This window comes from Anaerobacillus sp. 63XJN7_4_ISO-PGPR-S23-413, from assembly GCF_056173725.1.
This window is the reverse complement of record NZ_CM149688.1, coordinates 2,471,809-2,491,109: the sequence shown is the minus strand read 5'-3', so window position 1 is coordinate 2,491,109 and position 19,301 is coordinate 2,471,809. Positions and strand designations below refer to the sequence as shown.

The window sequence follows — 19,301 nt, the reverse complement described above, 5'->3', positions numbered from 1 at the left end:
CGAATGTATGGCGAGAATGGAACAATTATTAATAAAACTCATCGTCATTCAATTTGTTTTTCTTATTATTTCTCAAGTTCTTCTAACTCAAGAAGAGTTTCGTATCTATCTAAGCAAAGCGATTTATTATGAAGGTGTGCTAAAGGATATGCCTCCCCTGATTAGACGCCAATAGTGAATAGACCGATAAAATGTCTTGTGTTATGATAAATATGACATTTTGGTCGTACTGAGGAAAGCAGGTTCTCCTGCTTTTTTTGTACGTTAAATTGTCATTTATATGATCTAATTCGGATGGATGAATGGAATTTGGAGGCAATAATAATATGAACAAGCGAATAAATATAGCAATTGACGGTCCAGCAGGGGCCGGTAAGAGTACAGTTGCAAGAAAAGTAGCAGATAACCTATCTTTCCTTTATATTGATACAGGCGCAATGTATCGTGCATTAACGTATAAAGCTATTGAGAAGGACATTGATTTAGAGAATGGTCCTCTTCTTAAAGCCCTTCTAGATGATACAGTGATCGACCTACAAGTTGGTGAAAGTGAACAGCTTGTCTTGGTTGATAACATGGACGTAACAACAGATATACGTTCTTATGCTGTCACGAACAATGTTTCCTTTGTAGCAAGACAAAGTGAAGTAAGATTAGAAATGGTAAAGAGACAAAAGATGTTAGCTGATCGTGGAGGCGTTGTAATGGATGGACGTGATATCGGTACACATGTTCTTCCTGAGTCAGAGCTTAAAGTATTCTTAAGTGCTTCTGTAGAAGAAAGAGCCACGCGACGATATAATGAACTTATTGGAAACGGGACTGAAGCGGATTATGACCGTATCAAGGATGAGATTGCTTTAAGAGATAAGCGTGACACTGAGCGAGAAGTAGCCCCTCTTGTAAAAGCGGACGATGCCATAGAAATTGATACTACGAAGATGACAATTTCTGAAGTAGTGGACCAAATTTTACAATTAGCAAAAGAAAGGGCATGATCAAGTGAGCTTATACGGAGTAGGAAAAGGCTTATTTCATTTTTATTTCAAGGTATTCAATCGTGTAACAGTTGTTGGTCGTGAGAATATACCCAAAGACAAAGGGATTCTTCTTTGCTCAAATCATATTAATAACCTTGATCCGCCGCTAGTAGGTGCCATGTTTCCTAGAGATGTTCATTTTATGGCTAAATCAGAATTGTTTACCATTCCGGTACTAGGTAAATTGATTCATAAGGTTGGGGCTTTTCCGGTAAAACGAGGAATGAGTGATAAACAAGCTCTAAGAAGTGGAATGAAATTTTTGAAAGATGGCGGTGTTGTCGGCTTGTTTCCGGAAGGTACGAGAAGCAAAGATGGCGAATTAGGCGAGGGGCTTTCTGGAGCAGGTTTTTTTGCATTACGTCCAGAAGTGATGGTCGTACCGTGCGCAATTAAAGGATCTTATAAACCGTTTGGCCGCTTGAAAATCGTGTACGGAAAACCAGTTGACTTATCGCCGCTTCGTGAAGAACAGGGAGCAGCTAAAAAAGCCACTCAAGCTATCATGAAAGAAATTCAAGATCTTATTGAAATTCATCATAAATAATTCGATATTGTTAAAAAATTTAAATAAATGTGTCAGGATACTTGACAAATCCGTCATTTTTAGTGAAAGTTAGAGGAAAGGGTGCTTAACTTTTCAATAAATTTCTTTCGCTATAAGTGGAAGACTTTTATAAATCATATCGAAAAGTTTTATTTCTTTTGGATTGAAGGAGGAGTTTGTCAATGGGTGAAGAGATGAATCAGGAAATGACTGAGTTCAAATCATTCGAAATCGGAGAAGTGGTGACAGGTAAGATCTCCAAGGTTGAAGAAAAACATGCATCAGTAGATGTAGGTTTTAAAGTTGATGGAGTGCTGCCAATCAGCGAACTGTCAAGCCTTCACGTCGAAAAGGTTAGCGACGTGCTCTCAGAAGGTGATGAAATAGAAGTTAAAGTAATCAAAGTTTCTGAAGATGAGCTAGTGCTTTCTAAGAAAGCAGTCGAAGCTGATCAAGCCTGGGATGCTCTACAGGAGAAGTATGAAAACTCCGTTGCATTTGATGTTGAAATTGCAGACGTAGTTAAGGGCGGCCTTGTGGTTGACCTTGGTGTTCGCGGATTTATCCCGGCTTCTCTTGTAGAAAGACATTATGTTGAAGATTTCTCAGATTACAAAGGCAAAAACCTGAGCGTTAAGATTGTGGAATTTGATCCAGAGAAAGCAAAAGTGATCCTGTCACATCGTGCTGTTCTTGAGCAAGAGGCGGATCATAAGAAACAAGAAACGCTAGCATCTCTTCAAGCAGGACAAGTTGTCGAAGGGACAGTTCAACGTTTAACCGATTTCGGTGCTTTTGTAGATATCGGTGGAGTGGATGGCCTCGTTCATATTTCACAGATGGCTCATCATCGTGTTGAAACCCCATCTGAAGTTGTAACAGAAGGTCAACAAGTGAATGTTAAAATTCTTTCTGTTGATCGTGACAACGAACGTATTTCACTATCCATTAAAGAAACACTCCCGGGACCGTGGGAAGAAGTAAAAGGAAAACTTAGTACTGGAGATGAAATCGAAGGCACAGTGAAGCGTTTAGTTAGCTTCGGTGCATTCGTAGAAGTTGCTCCGGGTGTAGAAGGGCTTGTTCATATTTCAGAAATCTCGAACAAGCATATAGGAACTCCTCAAGAAGTTCTTTCAGAGGGAGAAACAGTTCGAGTGAAGATTTTGGATGTTAATCTTGATGAAAAGAGAATCTCATTAAGCATCAAAGTCCTCGAAACTGAACAAGTATCAAATGAAGTTGAAGAATATCAAAAAGAAAGTGACGGCAACTCGCCATTCTCTCTTGGAGATATGATCGGTGATCAGCTTAAAAAGTACAAATAAGTAAATGAAATCCTCTCTGCATTCATGCAGAGAGGATTTTTTTTGATTTTTTAGATAGAAGGAAACGTATTAATCCTGTCCATTTCGTTTTCGAGCTTGGTCTGGTCCTTCAAGCATTGCTGCTCCATTATGCGAAAGCGACTGATCATGATCAGACTCAACTCGTTTCGATTTCTTAAGTTTTCTTTCCTGTCGATCTTTTCCCATCATTTAGCCTCCCTTCAACTGAACCTTTTCTTATCATGAAAAAAAGCTTCGAAAGTTATTCATTTACATTTTTTAAGTCTATCTCTCATGAAAACGTCCCATACTGATCATAATGAGAGGAGGTAACGGAGTGGATGGGGCGATTTTTATTTGGTTTGTATGGATGGGAGTTGTCATCACAGTCTTTTTTCAAAAGCCATCTTTAGAAAGGACTGGGTCAGCGTTCTTAATGTTAGTGGCAATATGTGTCGTGAATAAAACCGTCATCCTGATGGGTTTTTCTGTAGCTGTTTTACTATTGCTTGCCTATGTTTGTGGATATCTCCTCTGGATAAAGAACGGTGTAAGAACGGTATACGCCATGATATTACTCATTATGTTAACAGCAGCTTATACTTCGATTCAGTTATTTGCCATATATGATCCTGTTTTTACTTACTTGTATACGAAGTGGTCGGTTGCCGCAATTCTTTTTATTATTATTCATCTAACACTGAATGGTTTTGCAGAGAGATGTTCGTTATTAATTCTTAGTATCGTTCATGGTGAGGTTATCTTAACAATGATTTTTCGAGGAATGGGTTTTGAGCGAACTGCTGGCGAGTTAGCTTCCTTCGATGTAATGGCCATTTCGATTATGGCAACATGGATCTGGTCCTCCTTTGTGAAATTAACAGTTCTTCTAGAGAAAACTGTCAAAAAACATCAAGAAAGACGGGGATATTCATGAATGAGTATACAATACCAATTGTATTTGGCGTGATAGCTGGTACGCTTGCGAGAATTTATATGTTTAGAACAGATTATAGGCAATACCCTACTTATCCACATGGTATGATTATACATCTCGCGCTTGGTTTTATTGCAGCTTCACTCGGGGCGCTCGTCGTTCCATCAATTATGGAGCAAGAATTTACAGCGGTGACATTCCTAACCCTAGCTGCATCGCAATTTCGGGAAGTACGCAATATGGAAAGAAAAACATTAACTGAAATGGATTCACTAGAGCTTGTCCCTCGTGGAGCGTCCTATATAGAAGGAATAGCTGTAACCTTTGAAGGGAGAAATTATTTAGTCATTTTCATTTCATTTGTCACGTCATTTGCTTATCTTGCAATAAATGTTTGGGCTGGCTTAGTTGCTGCATTTCTTGCTTTTTTAGTAGCCAAAAAATACATGACTGGAAGTAAACTCGGAAAAATTGCGAATATTGAACAAAAAGAAGTTAAATTTGAAGGTGCAGGGCTATACGTTGATAACATCTATATTATGAATATTGGCATACCAGCGAGACAAAAAGAAATTTTAGAACATGGACTTGGATTTACGATTTCTCCAAAGAATTTTGATGCGCGAATGACGATTGGTAACCTCGGACAAAGACAAGCCATCCTTCATGACCTTGCTATATCTCTTGGAGTATACCGGGATTCAGGAACGCCTGCATTAGTACCATTAATTAAACGAGATTTGGACGATGGTCGAATTGGAGTTTTTATTCTACCTCAAAATAAAAGCGTGGATCTTGCCATGAAAGTCATTTCACAAGTACCAACTCTTGAAAATGCGATAAGGATGCCTACGGAAACAAAGAAAAAAGGAAGTGACTCATCATGACTATTGAGAAAGCGATACTTGCAACTGTTACACTATCATTAGCTCAGGCCCCCGTAGGAGCGAATGTGTTTGTATGTGAATCTCAAGATGAAATGGACGGCGTAGCCGCTGATCTTGAAGCTATACTAGATGGAATTGCTCATAAATTGAGCAATGGTGTTTATATTATTGTGAAGCATTAGCAAGTTTTCGAAGAGAAGTTACCAAGTTTCATTTGATCGTCTGTTGTTCATTGGTTGCTTTTTTGATAAGATATAAAAGCTATCGAAGACTATGCCCTTCTTATAGAGGAGGGTTTTTTACAATGAACTCCTGGAAAGTTTGTCCACGACTTTCTGGTTTCAAGCTTAGATAGTCTTTTAGAAAGGGCGTGCATAAAATGACAAAACCAGTTGTCGCAATAGTAGGTCGACCGAATGTTGGGAAATCGACCATTTTTAATCGTATAGTAGGAGAAAGAGTATCGATTGTAGAAGATACTCCAGGAGTAACAAGAGATCGTATTTATAGCAAAGGTGAATGGCTGAATCGTGAATTTAATATCATAGATACAGGTGGTATTGAAATAGGTGACGAACCATTTCTTTCTCAAATTCGTTATCAGGCAGAAATTGCAATAGACGAAGCGGACGTTATTATTTTCATGGTTAACGGAAGAGATGGCATCTCGAATGCGGATGAAGAGGTTGCAAAAATTCTTTATCGTTCCAATAAACCTGTTGTATTAGCTGTAAATAAAGTAGATAATCCTGAACAGCAAACGTTGATTTATGATTTCTATGCTTTAGGATTTGGAACTCCATTTGGTATTTCAGGTTCACATGGTCTTGGATTAGGTGATCTTTTAGATGAAGTCTTTAAATCATTCCCTGAAGTAGCAGAAGAAGAATATGACGAAGGAACGATTAAATTCTCATTAATTGGTCGTCCGAATGTTGGAAAATCATCGCTTGTTAATACGATTTTAGGAGAAGAGCGAGTGATTGTAAGTGATATTGCTGGTACAACTCGCGATGCTATTGACTCCATGTTTACTCGTGATGAACAGGATTATGTCATTATTGATACTGCTGGCATGAGAAAGCGTGGAAAAATTTATGAAACGACTGAGAAGTACAGCGTTCTTCGTGCAATGCGTGGGATTGAACGATCTGACGTCGTTTTAGTTGTGATTGATGGAGAAGAAGGCATTATCGAGCAAGACAAAAAAGTGGCGGGGTATGCTCATGAAGCTGGTAAAGCCATTGTTATTGTCGTAAACAAATGGGACGCAGTTGAGAAAAACGATAAGACGATGAGAGAATTTGAACAAAAAATTCGTGATCATTTCTTATTCCTTAGCTATGCACCGATTGTGTTCTTATCTGCCAAAACAAAGCAACGTCTTCATACATTGTTACCAGTTGTTAACACTGTAGCTGATAACCATGCCCTTCGTGTGAAAACGAATGTTTTGAATGAATTAATTATGGATTCCGTTGCAATGAATCCAACACCAACAGACAATGGGAAGCGCTTGAAAATTAACTATGCGACGCAAGTGGCTGTTAAGCCGCCTACCATCGTATTATTTGTTAATGATCCGGAACTGCTTCATTTCTCTTACAAACGCTTTTTAGAGAATCGTATTCGTGAAACATTTGGTTTCCAGGGGACTCCTTTACGAATTCTTGCACGTAGAAAAAGCGAATAATTAAGCTTGTTTCATTCGGGGGAACCTTGCTAATACAAAGGGGGAAATGAGATGATCGCGATCCTGATTTGCATTGCTGCTTACTTGCTAGGATCAATTAGTTTTAGTTATTTAATTGCAAAAGTCGTGAAGAAAATAGATATTAGAGATCACGGAAGTGGCAATGCAGGAGCGACAAATACACTTCGAGTGCTAGGGACTGGCCCAGCGATTGCTGTTCTTGCACTTGATGTAATAAAAGGCATACTTGCCGTCTGGTTAGGGTATTGGTTCACTAGTGAACCAATCGTTCCTTTCCTTGCGGGAATTTGTGCTATCTTAGGTCATAACTGGCCAATCTTTTTTGGATTCCGCGGAGGGAAAGGCGTTGCTACTACGATAGGAGTATTCGCAACAATTGCGTTTTTTCCAGCACTTTATGCTGGTATCATCGCTATTATTGCTATTGTAGTAACGAGATTTGTTTCTCTTGGTTCATTGATTTTTGTAGTATTAACTCCAGCGTTTATTTTCTTACTTGGAGGGAATCCAGCTTCATATATTTTGTTAGGGACGATTCTAGCGATTCTTTCTGTCTGGAGACATCGAACAAATGTAAAGCGACTGTTCTCTGGTACTGAAAGCAAGCTCGGTCAAAAGGTCGAGCAGTAAGGAGGAAGTTCAATGGCGAAAATATCAGTTGTAGGTGCAGGGAGCTGGGGGACAGCCCTTGCAATTGTACTAGCAGATAATCAACATGATGTGACATTATGGGCAAGAAGAACAGATCTTGCAAATGAAGTGAATGAGAAGCATACCAATGAGAAGTACCTTCCTGGTATAGAATTACCTGAGGGGATTAGGGCTACCAGTTCCCTTGAAGAGAGCGTGAAAGAGGCTGAAGCTATCTTACTGGTTACACCAACTAAAGCGCTTAGAGAGGTTCTTCCTGAACTTAAGACATACCTATCAACACCGGTTACGCTCATTCATGCTAGTAAGGGAATTGAACCAGAAACATCCAAGCGTATTTCAGAGGTGATTGAAGAAGAAATCCCAGAGGATTTAAGAAAATCGGTTGTCGTTTTATCTGGGCCGAGTCATGCAGAAGAAGTGAGTCTTCGTCACCCGACGACAGTAACGGCCTCTTCTAAATCAATGACTCAAGCTGAGTATGTTCAGGATCTTTTCATTAACTCGAATTTTAGAGTATATACTAATCATGACATCATTGGTGTTGAGCTTGGTGGTGCATTAAAGAATATCATTGCTCTAGGGGCAGGTTTATCTGATGGCCTCGGCTATGGTGATAATGCGAAAGCTGCCCTCATCACAAGAGGCTTAGCTGAAATTGCTCGCCTTGGTGCAGCTATGGGTGCAAATCCACTTACCTTTATGGGATTGACAGGTATAGGTGACCTTGTAGTTACGTGTACAAGTGTACATAGTCGTAACTGGAGAGCCGGAAATCTTCTCGGAAAAGGAAATAATCTAGATGAGGTTCTCGAAAATATGGGGATGGTAGTAGAAGGTGTTCGGACTACGAAGGCTGCTTATTATCTTGCACAAAAACAGAACGTAGAAATGCCTATAACATCTGTGTTATTTGAAGTGCTATTTAATAACAAAGATGCGAAAGATGGTGTAGATCAACTGATGGGTAGGCTTCGAACTCATGAAACAGAAGATCTAACGTCATTGCTTGCGGACCGTTTTGAATTGAATCCAAAAGAACTCTAAATAGGCGAAGCACGAAGTATTCCTCCTTGCATACACTATGTTGAACGTTAATGGTAAGGAGGAAACTGCGTGAGCGATCTGTTCGATAACATAGAAAAGAAAACCAATGTGAAAAAGGAAGACATTTTTAAGTTAGCTAATTCCGTTCAGGGAGCAGATTTTACTGATGAGAAAACAGTGCGTAAATTAATTGCGAATGTTGCACGCGTTGCTAACGTAAATGTCACAAAAGAAAAAGAAGATCGAATCGTAAAGGCAATCGTAAATAAGAATATGCCGTTCGATTTGTCTGCTATTGCAAAAATTTTCAGTCAAAAATAAAGAAATTAGTAGAAACTTAGGCTAATCAACGATACCGCCTTCGATGTAAGACCATATACTAATAATGAACCATCAATGTGCAGAAGCATACTTCTTTAAGAAATTAGAATAGTCAAAGCTGAAGAAAAGCCCCTTTCTTCAGCTTTTTATTTGTCATTTATGGAAGCGTTACCTTTTAAATGAAGTACGCTGGAATGTTTTGAAGAGCTTTAATTAAGTAGAACCATTAAATTGTTGAAACCTTTAGAGGTAAATGGAGTAAAGATTTGATATAATGGTGGGCAGTGCAAACTAGATTTGTCATATTAGGGGGATTAAAATGTCACCAGCGTTAATTAAGATGTGGGTAGCACTTTCGGCACTAGGACTAATGTTTATAGCGGTTATGGCGATCATGTTAAGTCGCACGAAGCTTAAAGGTATTTTCCGAGTGCTTGTGTCAACCTTTGCATATATGTGTATGTTCGTTGCGGGGGTGCTCATGCTTCTCGTCGTGTTTACTGGACCTACTAACTAAATGAGTAAATTTCTAACTAAGGAATGAGTGTAATGAAACGTTTAGCTACTAAAGCTGTATTATGGACATGCCTTGTTACTCTACTGTCAGGATGCCTGTATCCAGAGAGTCAAAAAAACGAGAATCAAATTCCTTATACAGACCAAATTCAATCTGTTCAAACAGCAGTAGAGCAATTCCAAGAAAATAAGTCCATTCTTCCTATCAAAACAAGAGATCAGGAAACACCAATCTATCAGAAGTATCCAGTTGACTTCAAGAAATTAGTGCCCGCTTTCTTACAGCAAGCACCTGGGAATTCATTTGAAAGTGGTGGGGTATTTCAATATGTACTTATCCATGTAGAAGAAGAGCCTACAGTAAGATTAATTGATTTAGTCACTATTGAAAAAGTAAAAGATCTTCAGCTACGTATTAATGATTATAGAAGGAAAAAGAACTATCCACCATTCAAAGATGTTCTTGCAAAAGACCGGTATTCCATCGATTATGATGCGATGGGGATGGATGAAGAGCCGACTGTTAAAAGTCCATTTACAAATGAGCAACTTCCATTTTTCTTAGATGAAAAAGGTGATGTACATATTAATTACTCTAGCGACCTTACGAAGGCAATCGAAAGTAATCCAGATCACAGCTATGAAAAGGGCGATGATATCCGAGATTTGTTAGCAGACAATTCGTTTTATGTTCCTGTTGCTTCTGTTGCGTATACAATTGAAAATGATAAAGCTGTTTTTTTAGTGAAATAGGTATTTTCCCTCCTCTTTAGCAATACAACTATTAAAAAGAGGAGGGACTTTTTTATGGGCTTATTCAATAGAGGACGAAAAGTTTACTTAAAGCATCAAATCCTTTTACTGTGAACTGTCATATTTATTGGACAACATCATAGAATGGTAGTGTTCAAGAAAGTCTGCGGTCTGGAGTGAATCATTTCGTCCAATGAGGCGGAATTCAGGAGGCGATCACGTGGAGAGAGTAGATATCTTCAAAGATATCGCAGAGCGTACAGGGGGAGATATATACCTTGGAGTCGTAGGTTCTGTTCGAACAGGGAAATCAACATTTATTAAAAAGTTCATGGAACTAATCGTCCTGCCCAATATGGAAAGTGATTCTGATCGAACGAGGGCACTGGATGAACTACCCCAAAGTTCTGCTGGCCGTACCATTATGACGACTGAGCCTAAATTTGTACCAAATCACGCCGTTCAAATTCATGTGGAAGATGGTCTTGATGTTAATGTTAGACTTGTCGATTGCGTCGGATATGCAGTGCCTGGTGCTAAGGGATACGAAGATGAAGATGGGCCAAGAATGATCAATACACCATGGTATGAAGAGCCGATACCGTTTCAAGAAGCAGCTGAAATTGGTACAAGAAAAGTAATTCAAGAACATTCCACGCTTGGCGTCGTGATAACGACTGATGGATCCATTGGGGAGATCCCAAGACACGACTACCTTGAATCTGAGGAAAGAGTCGTGGAGGAATTAAAAGAAGTAGGTAAGCCATTTATTATGATTGTCAATTCTGCCCACCCACACCATCCACAAACGGAGGCATTAAGAGGAGACCTTTGTAATAAATATGATATTCCTGTTATTTCTCTTAGCGTAGAGACTATGACGGAGCATGATATTAACAATGTCATGAGAGAAGTGCTTTACGAATTTCCAGTTCTAGAAGTTAATGTGAACTTACCAAGTTGGGTAATGGTTCTCCACCAAGATCATTGGTTGCGACAGAGTTATGAAGAATCCGTTAGAGAGACTGTGAAAGATATTAAGCGTCTAAGGGATGTTGATCGTGTCGTAGGTCAGTTTGAGGAATTTGAATTTATTCAGGATGCTCGTTTAGCAGGAATTGAAATGGGGCAAGGAATAGCGGAAATTGATCTTTATGCTCCAGAAGATTTATACGATCAAATTCTAAAAGAGGTTGTTGGTGTTGAAATTCGAGGAAAGGATCATCTCCTCCAACTTATGCAGGAGTTTGCATTTGCAAAAGCTGAGTATGATCACGTCTCAGACGCTCTTCGGATGGTTAAACAAACTGGCTATGGTATTGCAGCGCCAGCGATTGAAGATATGAGCCTCGATGAGCCTGAAATCATTCGTCAAGGGTCAAGGTTTGGTGTCAGGTTGAAAGCAGTTGCCCCATCTATTCATATGATTAAAGTAGACGTAGAATCGGAGTTCGCACCTATCATTGGAACGGAAAAGCAGAGCGAAGAGCTTGTTCGTTATTTAATGCAAGATTTTGAAGAAGATCCGCTTTCAATATGGAATTCAGATATTTTCGGTCGTTCCCTGAATTCTATCGTGAGAGAGGGGATTCAGGCAAAACTTGGTTTAATGCCTGAAAATGCTCGTTATAAATTAAAAGAAACGCTCGAACGCATTATTAACGAAGGATCCGGCGGTTTAATTGCGATTATATTATAACAAAACCGACTCCAATACCTGGAGTCGGTTTTTTACGTTAAGTGGTTTAGAAAAACCGAGAATAGGGGTATTATCTATTTTAGTGAGTTGTTATGCTGAGTTAGCAACTCTTGAGTATATCTAACATTTGTCCATCTAAAGTGTTGAATTGCTTGAATTAACAGACAATAGAAAAGTCACCTTTAGAGCGTTTACAAAACGCTCATTTAGCAGATAATAGGTAAAAAACATTGAAAAATCGTTGAAATCGAGCTAAACGTATTGAATTCTTTCGCATCTTCGTATAATATAGGGCTTGCAAACGTACTAAACGTGCATTGCAACGTATAAATATTGGTCATTAAGTAAATGAATGTATTTATCCATCTCTCTTGAGAGGAGGTGAACAGAATGAACAAGACAGATCTAATCAATGCTGTTGCAGAATCTGCAGAGCTTTCTAAAAAAGAAGCGACAAAAGCTGTTGACTCAGTTTTTGATAACATTATGCAATCCTTGCAAGAGGGTGACAAAGTTCAACTAATTGGTTTTGGTAACTTTGAAGTCCGTGAGCGTTCTGCTCGTAAAGGGCGTAACCCTCAAACTGGCGAAGAAATCGAAATCGCTGCAAGTAAGGTTCCTGCATTTAAACCTGGTAAAGCCCTTAAGGATGCAGTGAAGTAAGAAATACATAGGGCCAAGAAGAGTCGCACATTCTGCGGCTCTTCTTTTTTGCTAACTTTTTCTCCATGTGCTAGAATCTTGATAGGTAATAAAGGCCCTGAATGGAGGAGTAAGAACAATGTACGAAGTTAATCATGAAAAAATACAAGAAGCAGTGAAAATGATCCTTGAAGCGATCGGTGAAGATCCTGAGCGTGAAGGATTGTTGGATACTCCAAAACGTGTAGCAAGAATGTACGAAGAAATCTTTCAGGGGCTGCATCAAGATCCAAAAGAGCATTTTCAGACTATTTTTGGAGAAGACCACGAGGAGCTTGTTCTAGTTAAAGATATACCTTTTTACTCAACTTGCGAGCACCATCTTGTTCCTTTCTTCGGAAAAGCGCATGTTGCCTATATTCCAAAAGGCGGGAAGGTAACAGGACTTAGTAAGCTAGCAAGAGCTGTTGAATCTGTAACGAAACGTCCACAGCTTCAAGAGCGAATTACATCTACGATAGCAAATTCGATGGTAGATACATTAGATCCACATGGTGTTATGGTCGTAGTTGAGGCAGAACACATGTGTATGACTATGAGAGGCGTTAAGAAGCCTGGTTCATCAACCGTTACATCAGCAGTAAGAGGCGTGTTTGAAAATGACGCTGCTGCACGATCTGAAGTACTTGGTTTGATCAAGGGCTAATCCTTTTAAGCGGAGTGATCGATATGAAGAGTGATAGCAACGATTTTTTTGTAATTAAAGCACTTGAAAATGGTGTGAACGTTATTGGGTTGACGCGTGGATCTGATACAAGATTTCATCATTCAGAGAAACTAGATAAAGGCGAAGTTATGATTGCCCAATTCACGGAGCATACATCTGCGGTTAAGGTGAGAGGAAAAGCTGTCATTCAAACAGAACATGGTGAAATAAGTACGGAAGAGTAAAGCAGGACATTATAACCTGCTTTTCTTTCATTTCAAAACCTTAGCCGTTCGTTTTAGCTAGAGGGTTATTGTGCTATACTAGGAATGAATACATAATTTATACTTTAACAATGAAAAAACCGACAAAATAAAGTATATGGAAAACGTAAGCTTTCGCAAAAAGACGCGGCTGGCTCACTTTTCTAATTGGAAGACATGTAAGGGGTATGGGATATGACAAATCCGAAAGAAAGTACACATAAAAAAATAGCAGGAGTTCGAGACATGCTTCAGTCTCGCCTATCCCATTCATATTTGCTTCGATTTATTGATTTTCCAGTTATTGATGAAGAGAAGCTATATGTGTTCTATGGCATATTAGAACAAGCGAAGCTCGAACATAAAAGAAAGCAGGATACGCTCCTGTCCATCATGCTTGTGCAGATTGCACTTGATACGCATGAATTAATCTCACTCGATAATATTGAGAACGAAAGTGAACGAAAAAATCGTCAGCTAACGGTGCTTGCTGGTGACTATTTTAGTAGCATGTATTATCATATTCTTTCTAAGTGGGGAGATAATGGTCTGATTCGTACTCTTTCAGAGGCCATTCAGGAAATAAATGAGGCAAAGATGGCTTTTTATCAAACGGACTATACATCAATTGAATCTGTCTTTGATAACATAAAGACGATTGAGTCTATATTAGTTCGGAAAGTTGCTGAACATTATGGTTTAAATAACTGGAGCAATTTTGGAACTCACTATTTTTATATGAACCGTCTTCTTGTTGAACGTAAGAAGGGGCTCATTCAATCTGGGTCCGATGTCCTTTATAAGATTGCTGCTACGCTTCTATCGGTTAAAGATGCGAAGCTTACAACCAATCAAGTTTCTAAAGTGACAATTGTACTGGACTCTTATATTTCACATGCGAAGAAAGAGATGGATCAGCTACTTCATAACCATTCAGAGCTTCATCATCTGTTTCAGAAGCGATTTGAATATAATTGGGGTTTACTGGGCATACAGGAAAAGAAAATGGCGGAAGAGGGATAAAGAATGGCTTCATCTAAAGAAGAACGCGTTCACGACGTATTTCAAACCATATCAAAGCGATATGATGTCATGAATTCTGTGATTAGTTTTCAACGTCATAAAGCATGGCGTAAAGATACAATGCGACTGATGGACGTTCAGAAGGGAACAACAGCTTTAGACGTTTGCTGTGGTACTGCAGACTGGACACTGGCTATGGCAGATGCCGTCGGTAAAAGCGGAACGGCAATTGGACTTGATTTTAGCGAAAATATGCTTGAAGTAGGTCAAGTGAAAGTCAAGGAAAAGAAAAAAGATAATGTTACACTTCTTCATGGAAATGCGATGAATCTCCCTTTTGAAGATAATTCCTTTGACTATGTGACAATTGGCTTTGGACTCCGTAATGTACCGGATTACAATCAAGTTATTAAAGAAATGTTTCGGGTAGTAAAACCGGGTGGTCAGGTGGTTTGTCTAGAGACAAGTCAACCAACGATTCCAGTATTCAGACAGGTATATTATGGTTACTTTAAACACGTAATGCCGGTGCTAGGTAAAGTTTTTGCGAAGAGTTACGAAGAGTATTCATGGTTACAGGAATCAGCAAGCACATTCCCTGGACGCGATGAATTAAAGCAACTTTTCTTTCAAAATGGATTTAGCCGTGTAGACATAAAGCCATACTCAGGTGGCGTTGCAGCGATGCATAGAGGATTTAAGCCAATCAAACCATAAAAGAGAACAGATATTTTGTGAAAATCAGTAAGGTGGATCTCATGAAATTAAAAACGATATACGCTTCTTTAAAAAAAGATTTATCTTTTATTGAATCCGAACTGGAGCAAACGGTAGATGCTCACCATCCTGTTCTCCGGGATGCTTCTAACCACCTATTAAAAGCTGGAGGGAAACGAATCCGTCCTGTTTTCGTTTTGCTCTCAGGTAAATTCGGGGATTATAATTTGCCACTTATGAAGAATGTGGCAGTGGCACTTGAACTTATTCATATGGCTTCTCTCGTACATGACGATGTGATCGATGATGCAGAAATGAGAAGAGGGGCTAAAACGATTAAAGCCAAATGGGATAATCGTGTGGCGATGTATACTGGTGACTACATTTTTGCACGAGCGATTGAGCTCGTTACAGAATTGAAAGAACCAGCTGCCAATACCATTTTATCTACTGCGATTCTTGAGATGAGCATAGGTGAAATTGAACAAATTCGTGATCAATTTAACTGGAATCAAAATGTACGAGATTATTTTCGGAGAATCAAGCGGAAAACCGCTCTACTTATTGCTACCTCTTGTGAACTTGGTGCGGTAGCAGCAGGTGCTTCGAAAGCAGAACAGCTTCATCTTAAAAAGTTCGGTTATTACGTAGGAATGTCCTATCAAATCACGGATGATATTTTGGACTACACAGGAACGGTTAAGCAGCTTGGAAAGCCCGCTGGTGGCGATTTATTACAGGGGAATATTACGTTACCGGTGCTTTATGCCATGAATCAAGGTAACAAGGAAGAAATCATGAATGTGTTCTCAGAAGAACTCTATGCTTCTCAGGAGCAAGTCAATCAAGTCATAAGCATTGTAAAGTCTTCTGGAGGTATTGAGCACGCACGGGACATTAGTGATCGCTATCTTCAAAAGGCGTTTCATGAATTGGATCAATTACCTTCGCATTCTGCTAGAACCTCACTTAGACAAATCGCAGAATATATAGGCAAACGGAAACATTAAAAAGGAAATGTTGTTATTTTTGCGAATATTTGATAGAATTTTGAAGGGCAGAAAAATGCTTTCTGCCCTATACATATAAAGTGTTGAAAGTGAGGAGATTTTTGTGGAGAAAACATTTCTAATGGTAAAACCTGACGGGGTTCAACGTAATTTAATTGGTGGGATTGTATCACGCTTCGAGAATAAAGGCTTTAATTTAGTGGGAGCAAAATTGATGACGGTTTCAAAAGACCTTGCAGAAACTCACTATGGCGAACATAAAGAGCGTCCATTCTTCGGCGAACTAGTAGATTTCATTACATCAGGTCCTGTCTTTGCGATGGTTTGGGAAGGTGAGAACGTCATCTCAACAGCACGTACAATGATGGGGGCAACCAATCCGAAAGATGCAAGTCCAGGAACGATACGTGGTGACCATGGAGTGCAAGTAAGTATGAATGTCATTCACGGTTCAGATTCTCCAGAAAGTGCTGAAAGAGAAATCGCTTTATTTTTTAATGAAAATGAACTAAATGAGTATGCGAAAACGATCTCAAAGTGGGTTTGATTTTTTACAACAAAATGAAAGCGCTTATATAAAGAATCCGGACAACTAGTCCGGATTCTTTTATTACATGAAATCTTGAGTTATAAGTTTGGAAATTGGAAACCTTTTTCGATTTCAATAGTATGGGCAATTCGAAGCAATAAACTATCGTTAAATTTCTTAGATGCCGCTTGAAGACCTACTGGTAAGCCGGAATGTGCTAAACCAACGGGTATTGATATAGCCGGGTGCCCGGTACAATTATAAAGCTGTGTCATCATCCAGTCAGAGATAGGGGCGGATGCTTTTCCGTTAATACGATCCGGTCCTTCGATCTGGTGTGAAAAAGCGGTTACCCCAACTACAGGAGAGAGTATGGCATCAAAACGATTAAGTTCTTTTTGGATGATGTTCCACACTTGTGTTCTCTTCATTTCAGTTTCTCTCAATTCTACTGCACTGAGCTTTCTGCCTGCTTCAATCATGTCAGAGACAGATGAGCTAAATTGAGATGGGAAACGGTCGTAAAGGGATCCGTAAGCAGACGCTAACCCCGCAAACCACATTTTATTAAAGAAAGAAATTAATTCTTCTAATTTCATCTCAAATTGGAAGGGAATTTTTTCTACTATAGCCCCTTGATCACGTAATATGGAAATAGCTTCTTCAATTGGGCCTAGAATCATTGGGTCATACGGGTATAACCCGAAATCCTCTGTATAGGCAAATTTCTTTCCTTTCACTCCCAGCTGCATTTCTTGTTGTAGGTTACTTTCTGGTACTGGAACAGAGTAAGGGTCATTTGGTTCGTAACCTTCCATAACCGATAGAAGTAATGCCGCGTCTTCGGTAGATCTCGCCATTGGACCATAATGTACAAAAGGCTGTGTGGTTCCGAAGCGATTGATCGGTGAACTATCGAATGGAATGCGGCCAAATGTTGGTTTGAGGCCGATAATGCCATTAAGACTCGAAGGAATTCGAATCGATCCGCCACCGTCACTTCCCTCTGCCAACGGAACGCATTTGCTTGCTACTGCAGCAGCAGATCCACCACTAGAGCCACCGGCCGTTCTAGATGAATCCCACGGATTTTTTGCTGGCCCAGCTAAAAGGTTATCTGTCGTACCTTTATGTCCAAATTCAGGAGTGTTCGTTTTTCCAATGATGATTGCACCAGCATCACGAATCCTTTTAACTATCGTTGGTTCTGATTGGGCAATGTGATCTTTAAAGATTGGAGAGCCAAAGGTAGTAAGGCGACCAGTTACGGGGGTGAGGTCTTTAAGGGCGATTGGGATTCCGTGTAAAGGACCACGCACACCACTTTTCATCAGCTCTTCCTCAGCTCCTTTTGCTTCTTTTAAAGCTTCTTCTTCGAAAATAGTGATAAATAAGTTGAATTTAGGATTTAATTGTTTTATTCGTTCAAGATGACTTTGCACTACTTCAACAGGTGAAAGTTCTTTTGTCATTATTTTTTTGGCCATGGATTGAGCGGTTAGGTTTGTAATTTCCATCTGTACACTTCCTTAAGTTAAACTATACCGTCAACTGTAACGAAATATGGCTCATGAGGCAATCAAGTATCGCTTTTAACCATAAACATAACGTGGTTAACAGTAGTAGTAAATAGGGGGTCTTAACAGAGAGGAAGAATAAAAAAATTGTGTTTTTTTAGTTAAATTATGTTAGGATATGCCCAACCATTATTGAAAAAGTTAAAAATAATTACACGAATTTTAGATGGTGTGATATAGTAGTACGTAAAAGCGCCAAAGCAAAATGGAGGAGATAGAGATGAGATACTTAACAGCAGGAGAATCACACGGACCACAGCTAACGACAATACTTGAAGGACTTCCTTCTGGTCTTGAGCTAGTAGCAGAAGATATTAATACAGAACTTGCGAGGCGCCAACTTGGATACGGGAGAGGTCGCCGTATGCAAATTGAGAAGGATCAGGTTCAAATTCTAAGTGGTGTTCGTCACGCGAAATCAACTGGTGCTCCAGTTGCACTTGTCGTAGAAAATAAAGACTGGACACATTGGAAAAATTACATGGGTGCTGAACCATTAACAAAAGAACAAGAAGAAAACATGAAGCGTCAAATCTCACGTCCGCGACCTGGTCATGCAGATTTAAACGGCGCTATTAAATACAATCATCGAGATATGAGAAACGTGTTAGAACGATCATCTGCTAGAGAAACAACAGTAAGAGTTGCTGCTGGAGCTGTAGCTAAAAAACTACTTAAGACACTTGGTATTAAGGTGGCTGGGCACGTGCGCATGATTGGAGGAATTGAGAGTCAATACGATGGTGGTATGTCTCTTGAAGAAATTCAGCGTGTTTCAGAAGAATCGCCTGTTCGAAGTCTAGATGAAGTAGCTGGTCAGAAAATGATGGAAGCAATTGATGATGCAAAGAAAAATGGCGACTCAATTGGTGGAATCGTCGAAGTGATCGTAGAAGGATTGCCTGTAGGTCTTGGAAGTCATGTTCACTATGATCGAAAGCTTGATTCGAAAATTGCTGGAGCTGTTATGAGTATTAATGCATTCAAAGGTGTTGAATTTGGAATAGGTTTTGATGCAGCAAAAATTCCTGGAAGTGAAGTCCATGATGAAATTCAATGGTCTGAGGAAGAGGGATACACACGTAAAACAAATCGCCTTGGTGGTTTTGAAGGTGGTATGACAACCGGTATGCCTATCGTTGTGAAAGGGGTTATGAAACCTATTCCAACATTATACAAACCACTGCAAAGTGTAGATATCGATTCAAAAGAGCCATTCCAAGCGAGTATAGAACGATCTGATAGCTGTGCGGTTCCAGCCGCAAGCGTTGTTGCTGAGAATGTTGTCGCATGGGAAGTAGCGTGTTCAATTCTTGATAAGTTTGGTCATGATCGTATTGAAGAAATTGCAGATGCGCTTGAACGCTTCAGGACATATAGCCGGGAGTTTTAAG

The 19,301-nt window shown here is 39.5% G+C and carries 24 protein-coding genes; 22 read left to right on the top strand and 2 right to left on the bottom strand.

Annotated elements, in window-relative coordinates:
• Window positions 1-7 precede the first annotated feature (7 nt).
• The 4 genes from AC0VYO_RS13175 to rpsA all read left to right on the top strand — a co-directional run bounded on the left by AC0VYO_RS13175 (window position 8) and on the right by rpsA (window position 2,915).
• Window positions 8-175, top strand: a complete 168-nt coding sequence (locus AC0VYO_RS13175; protein WP_194221947.1) for a DUF5359 family protein — start codon at window positions 8-10, stop codon at window positions 173-175.
• A gap of 151 nt (window positions 176-326) precedes the next feature.
• Window positions 327-998, top strand: coding sequence for a (d)CMP kinase (gene cmk, locus AC0VYO_RS13170; RefSeq protein ID WP_194221946.1), 672 nt, complete (start codon window positions 327-329; stop codon window positions 996-998).
• A gap of 4 nt (window positions 999-1,002) precedes the next feature.
• Window positions 1,003-1,587, top strand: coding sequence for a lysophospholipid acyltransferase family protein (locus tag AC0VYO_RS13165; protein WP_430246185.1), 585 nt, complete (start codon window positions 1,003-1,005; stop codon window positions 1,585-1,587).
• A 182-nt stretch (window positions 1,588-1,769) separates the two neighbouring features.
• Window positions 1,770-2,915 carry a 30S ribosomal protein S1 gene (gene rpsA, locus AC0VYO_RS13160; RefSeq protein ID WP_226613796.1) on the top strand — a complete coding sequence of 382 codons (1,146 nt, stop codon included), beginning with the start codon at window positions 1,770-1,772 and terminating at the stop codon, window positions 2,913-2,915.
• Window positions 2,916-2,984: 69 nt separating this feature from the next.
• On the opposite strand, the gene AC0VYO_RS13155 is transcribed toward rpsA, so the two are convergent.
• Window positions 2,985-3,122 (bottom strand): YpzI family protein, encoded by a 138-nt coding sequence (locus AC0VYO_RS13155; protein WP_475367678.1) that lies wholly within the window; start codon window positions 3,120-3,122, stop codon window positions 2,985-2,987.
• A 130-nt stretch (window positions 3,123-3,252) separates the two neighbouring features.
• On the opposite strand from AC0VYO_RS13155, the gene AC0VYO_RS13150 reads away from it, so the two are divergent.
• The 17 genes from AC0VYO_RS13150 to ndk all read left to right on the top strand — a co-directional run bounded on the left by AC0VYO_RS13150 (window position 3,253) and on the right by ndk (window position 16,348).
• Entirely contained in the window at window positions 3,253-3,852 is a 600-nt protein-coding gene (locus AC0VYO_RS13150; protein ID WP_430246190.1) for a YphA family membrane protein, read from the top strand.
• Window positions 3,849-4,739 carry a YIEGIA family protein gene (locus AC0VYO_RS13145; protein ID WP_475365382.1) on the top strand — a complete coding sequence of 297 codons (891 nt, stop codon included), beginning with the start codon at window positions 3,849-3,851 and terminating at the stop codon, window positions 4,737-4,739. The genes AC0VYO_RS13150 and AC0VYO_RS13145 overlap by 4 nt, the downstream gene beginning before the upstream one ends.
• The gene (locus AC0VYO_RS13140) at window positions 4,736-4,921 is read left to right on the top strand and encodes a capping complex subunit for YIEGIA (RefSeq protein WP_226613787.1); all 186 of its coding nucleotides are present in this window, start codon (window positions 4,736-4,738) and stop codon (window positions 4,919-4,921) included. Before AC0VYO_RS13145 ends, AC0VYO_RS13140 begins: the two co-directional genes overlap by 4 nt.
• A gap of 197 nt (window positions 4,922-5,118) precedes the next feature.
• Window positions 5,119-6,432, top strand: coding sequence for a ribosome biogenesis GTPase Der (gene der / locus AC0VYO_RS13135; protein ID WP_430246194.1), 1,314 nt, complete (start codon window positions 5,119-5,121; stop codon window positions 6,430-6,432).
• Between the two features lie 51 nt (window positions 6,433-6,483).
• Window positions 6,484-7,083, top strand: coding sequence for a glycerol-3-phosphate 1-O-acyltransferase PlsY (gene plsY / locus AC0VYO_RS13130; protein ID WP_283154049.1), 600 nt, complete (start codon window positions 6,484-6,486; stop codon window positions 7,081-7,083).
• Between the two features lie 12 nt (window positions 7,084-7,095).
• Complete coding sequence (locus AC0VYO_RS13125; RefSeq protein ID WP_475365381.1) at window positions 7,096-8,151, top strand: NAD(P)H-dependent glycerol-3-phosphate dehydrogenase; 1,056 nt, start codon at window positions 7,096-7,098, stop codon at window positions 8,149-8,151.
• A 69-nt stretch (window positions 8,152-8,220) separates the two neighbouring features.
• Entirely contained in the window at window positions 8,221-8,472 is a 252-nt protein-coding gene (locus tag AC0VYO_RS13120) for a stage VI sporulation protein F (RefSeq protein WP_194221936.1), read from the top strand.
• Window positions 8,473-8,791: 319 nt separating this feature from the next.
• Window positions 8,792-8,989, top strand: a complete 198-nt coding sequence (locus tag AC0VYO_RS13115; RefSeq protein ID WP_194221935.1) for a DUF2768 domain-containing protein — start codon at window positions 8,792-8,794, stop codon at window positions 8,987-8,989.
• Window positions 8,990-9,021: 32 nt separating this feature from the next.
• A complete protein-coding gene (locus AC0VYO_RS13110) occupies window positions 9,022-9,741 on the top strand; it encodes a hypothetical protein (RefSeq protein WP_194221934.1) in 720 nt (239 codons plus the stop codon).
• A gap of 220 nt (window positions 9,742-9,961) precedes the next feature.
• Window positions 9,962-11,440: a stage IV sporulation protein A gene (gene spoIVA, locus AC0VYO_RS13105; RefSeq protein WP_194221933.1), complete on the top strand. Its 1,479-nt coding sequence runs from the start codon at window positions 9,962-9,964 to the stop codon at window positions 11,438-11,440.
• Between the two features lie 390 nt (window positions 11,441-11,830).
• Window positions 11,831-12,103, top strand: coding sequence for an HU family DNA-binding protein (locus AC0VYO_RS13100; RefSeq protein WP_048309232.1), 273 nt, complete (start codon window positions 11,831-11,833; stop codon window positions 12,101-12,103).
• A 118-nt stretch (window positions 12,104-12,221) separates the two neighbouring features.
• Window positions 12,222-12,788 (top strand): GTP cyclohydrolase I FolE, encoded by a 567-nt coding sequence (gene folE / locus AC0VYO_RS13095; protein WP_194221932.1) that lies wholly within the window; start codon window positions 12,222-12,224, stop codon window positions 12,786-12,788.
• A 23-nt stretch (window positions 12,789-12,811) separates the two neighbouring features.
• Window positions 12,812-13,033 (top strand): trp RNA-binding attenuation protein MtrB, encoded by a 222-nt coding sequence (gene mtrB / locus AC0VYO_RS13090; protein ID WP_098443979.1) that lies wholly within the window; start codon window positions 12,812-12,814, stop codon window positions 13,031-13,033.
• Between the two features lie 213 nt (window positions 13,034-13,246).
• Window positions 13,247-14,074 (top strand): heptaprenyl diphosphate synthase component 1, encoded by an 828-nt coding sequence (locus AC0VYO_RS13085; RefSeq protein ID WP_475367677.1) that lies wholly within the window; start codon window positions 13,247-13,249, stop codon window positions 14,072-14,074.
• 3 nt (window positions 14,075-14,077) lie between these two features.
• The gene (locus tag AC0VYO_RS13080; protein WP_475365380.1) at window positions 14,078-14,791 is read left to right on the top strand and encodes a demethylmenaquinone methyltransferase; all 714 of its coding nucleotides are present in this window, start codon (window positions 14,078-14,080) and stop codon (window positions 14,789-14,791) included.
• Window positions 14,792-14,832: 41 nt separating this feature from the next.
• The gene (gene hepT, locus AC0VYO_RS13075) at window positions 14,833-15,801 is read left to right on the top strand and encodes a heptaprenyl diphosphate synthase component II (RefSeq protein WP_430246204.1); all 969 of its coding nucleotides are present in this window, start codon (window positions 14,833-14,835) and stop codon (window positions 15,799-15,801) included.
• 103 nt (window positions 15,802-15,904) lie between these two features.
• The gene (ndk, locus tag AC0VYO_RS13070) at window positions 15,905-16,348 is read left to right on the top strand and encodes a nucleoside-diphosphate kinase (protein WP_194221928.1); all 444 of its coding nucleotides are present in this window, start codon (window positions 15,905-15,907) and stop codon (window positions 16,346-16,348) included.
• An 80-nt stretch (window positions 16,349-16,428) separates the two neighbouring features.
• Here ndk and AC0VYO_RS13065 read toward each other — a convergent pair whose 3' ends face one another.
• The gene (locus tag AC0VYO_RS13065) at window positions 16,429-17,847 is read right to left on the bottom strand and encodes an amidase (protein ID WP_430246207.1); all 1,419 of its coding nucleotides are present in this window, start codon (window positions 17,845-17,847) and stop codon (window positions 16,429-16,431) included.
• A 280-nt stretch (window positions 17,848-18,127) separates the two neighbouring features.
• Between AC0VYO_RS13065 and aroC the strand changes: the two genes are divergently transcribed.
• A complete protein-coding gene (gene aroC / locus AC0VYO_RS13060; RefSeq protein ID WP_194221926.1) occupies window positions 18,128-19,300 on the top strand; it encodes a chorismate synthase in 1,173 nt (390 codons plus the stop codon).
• Window position 19,301 lies beyond the last annotated feature (1 nt).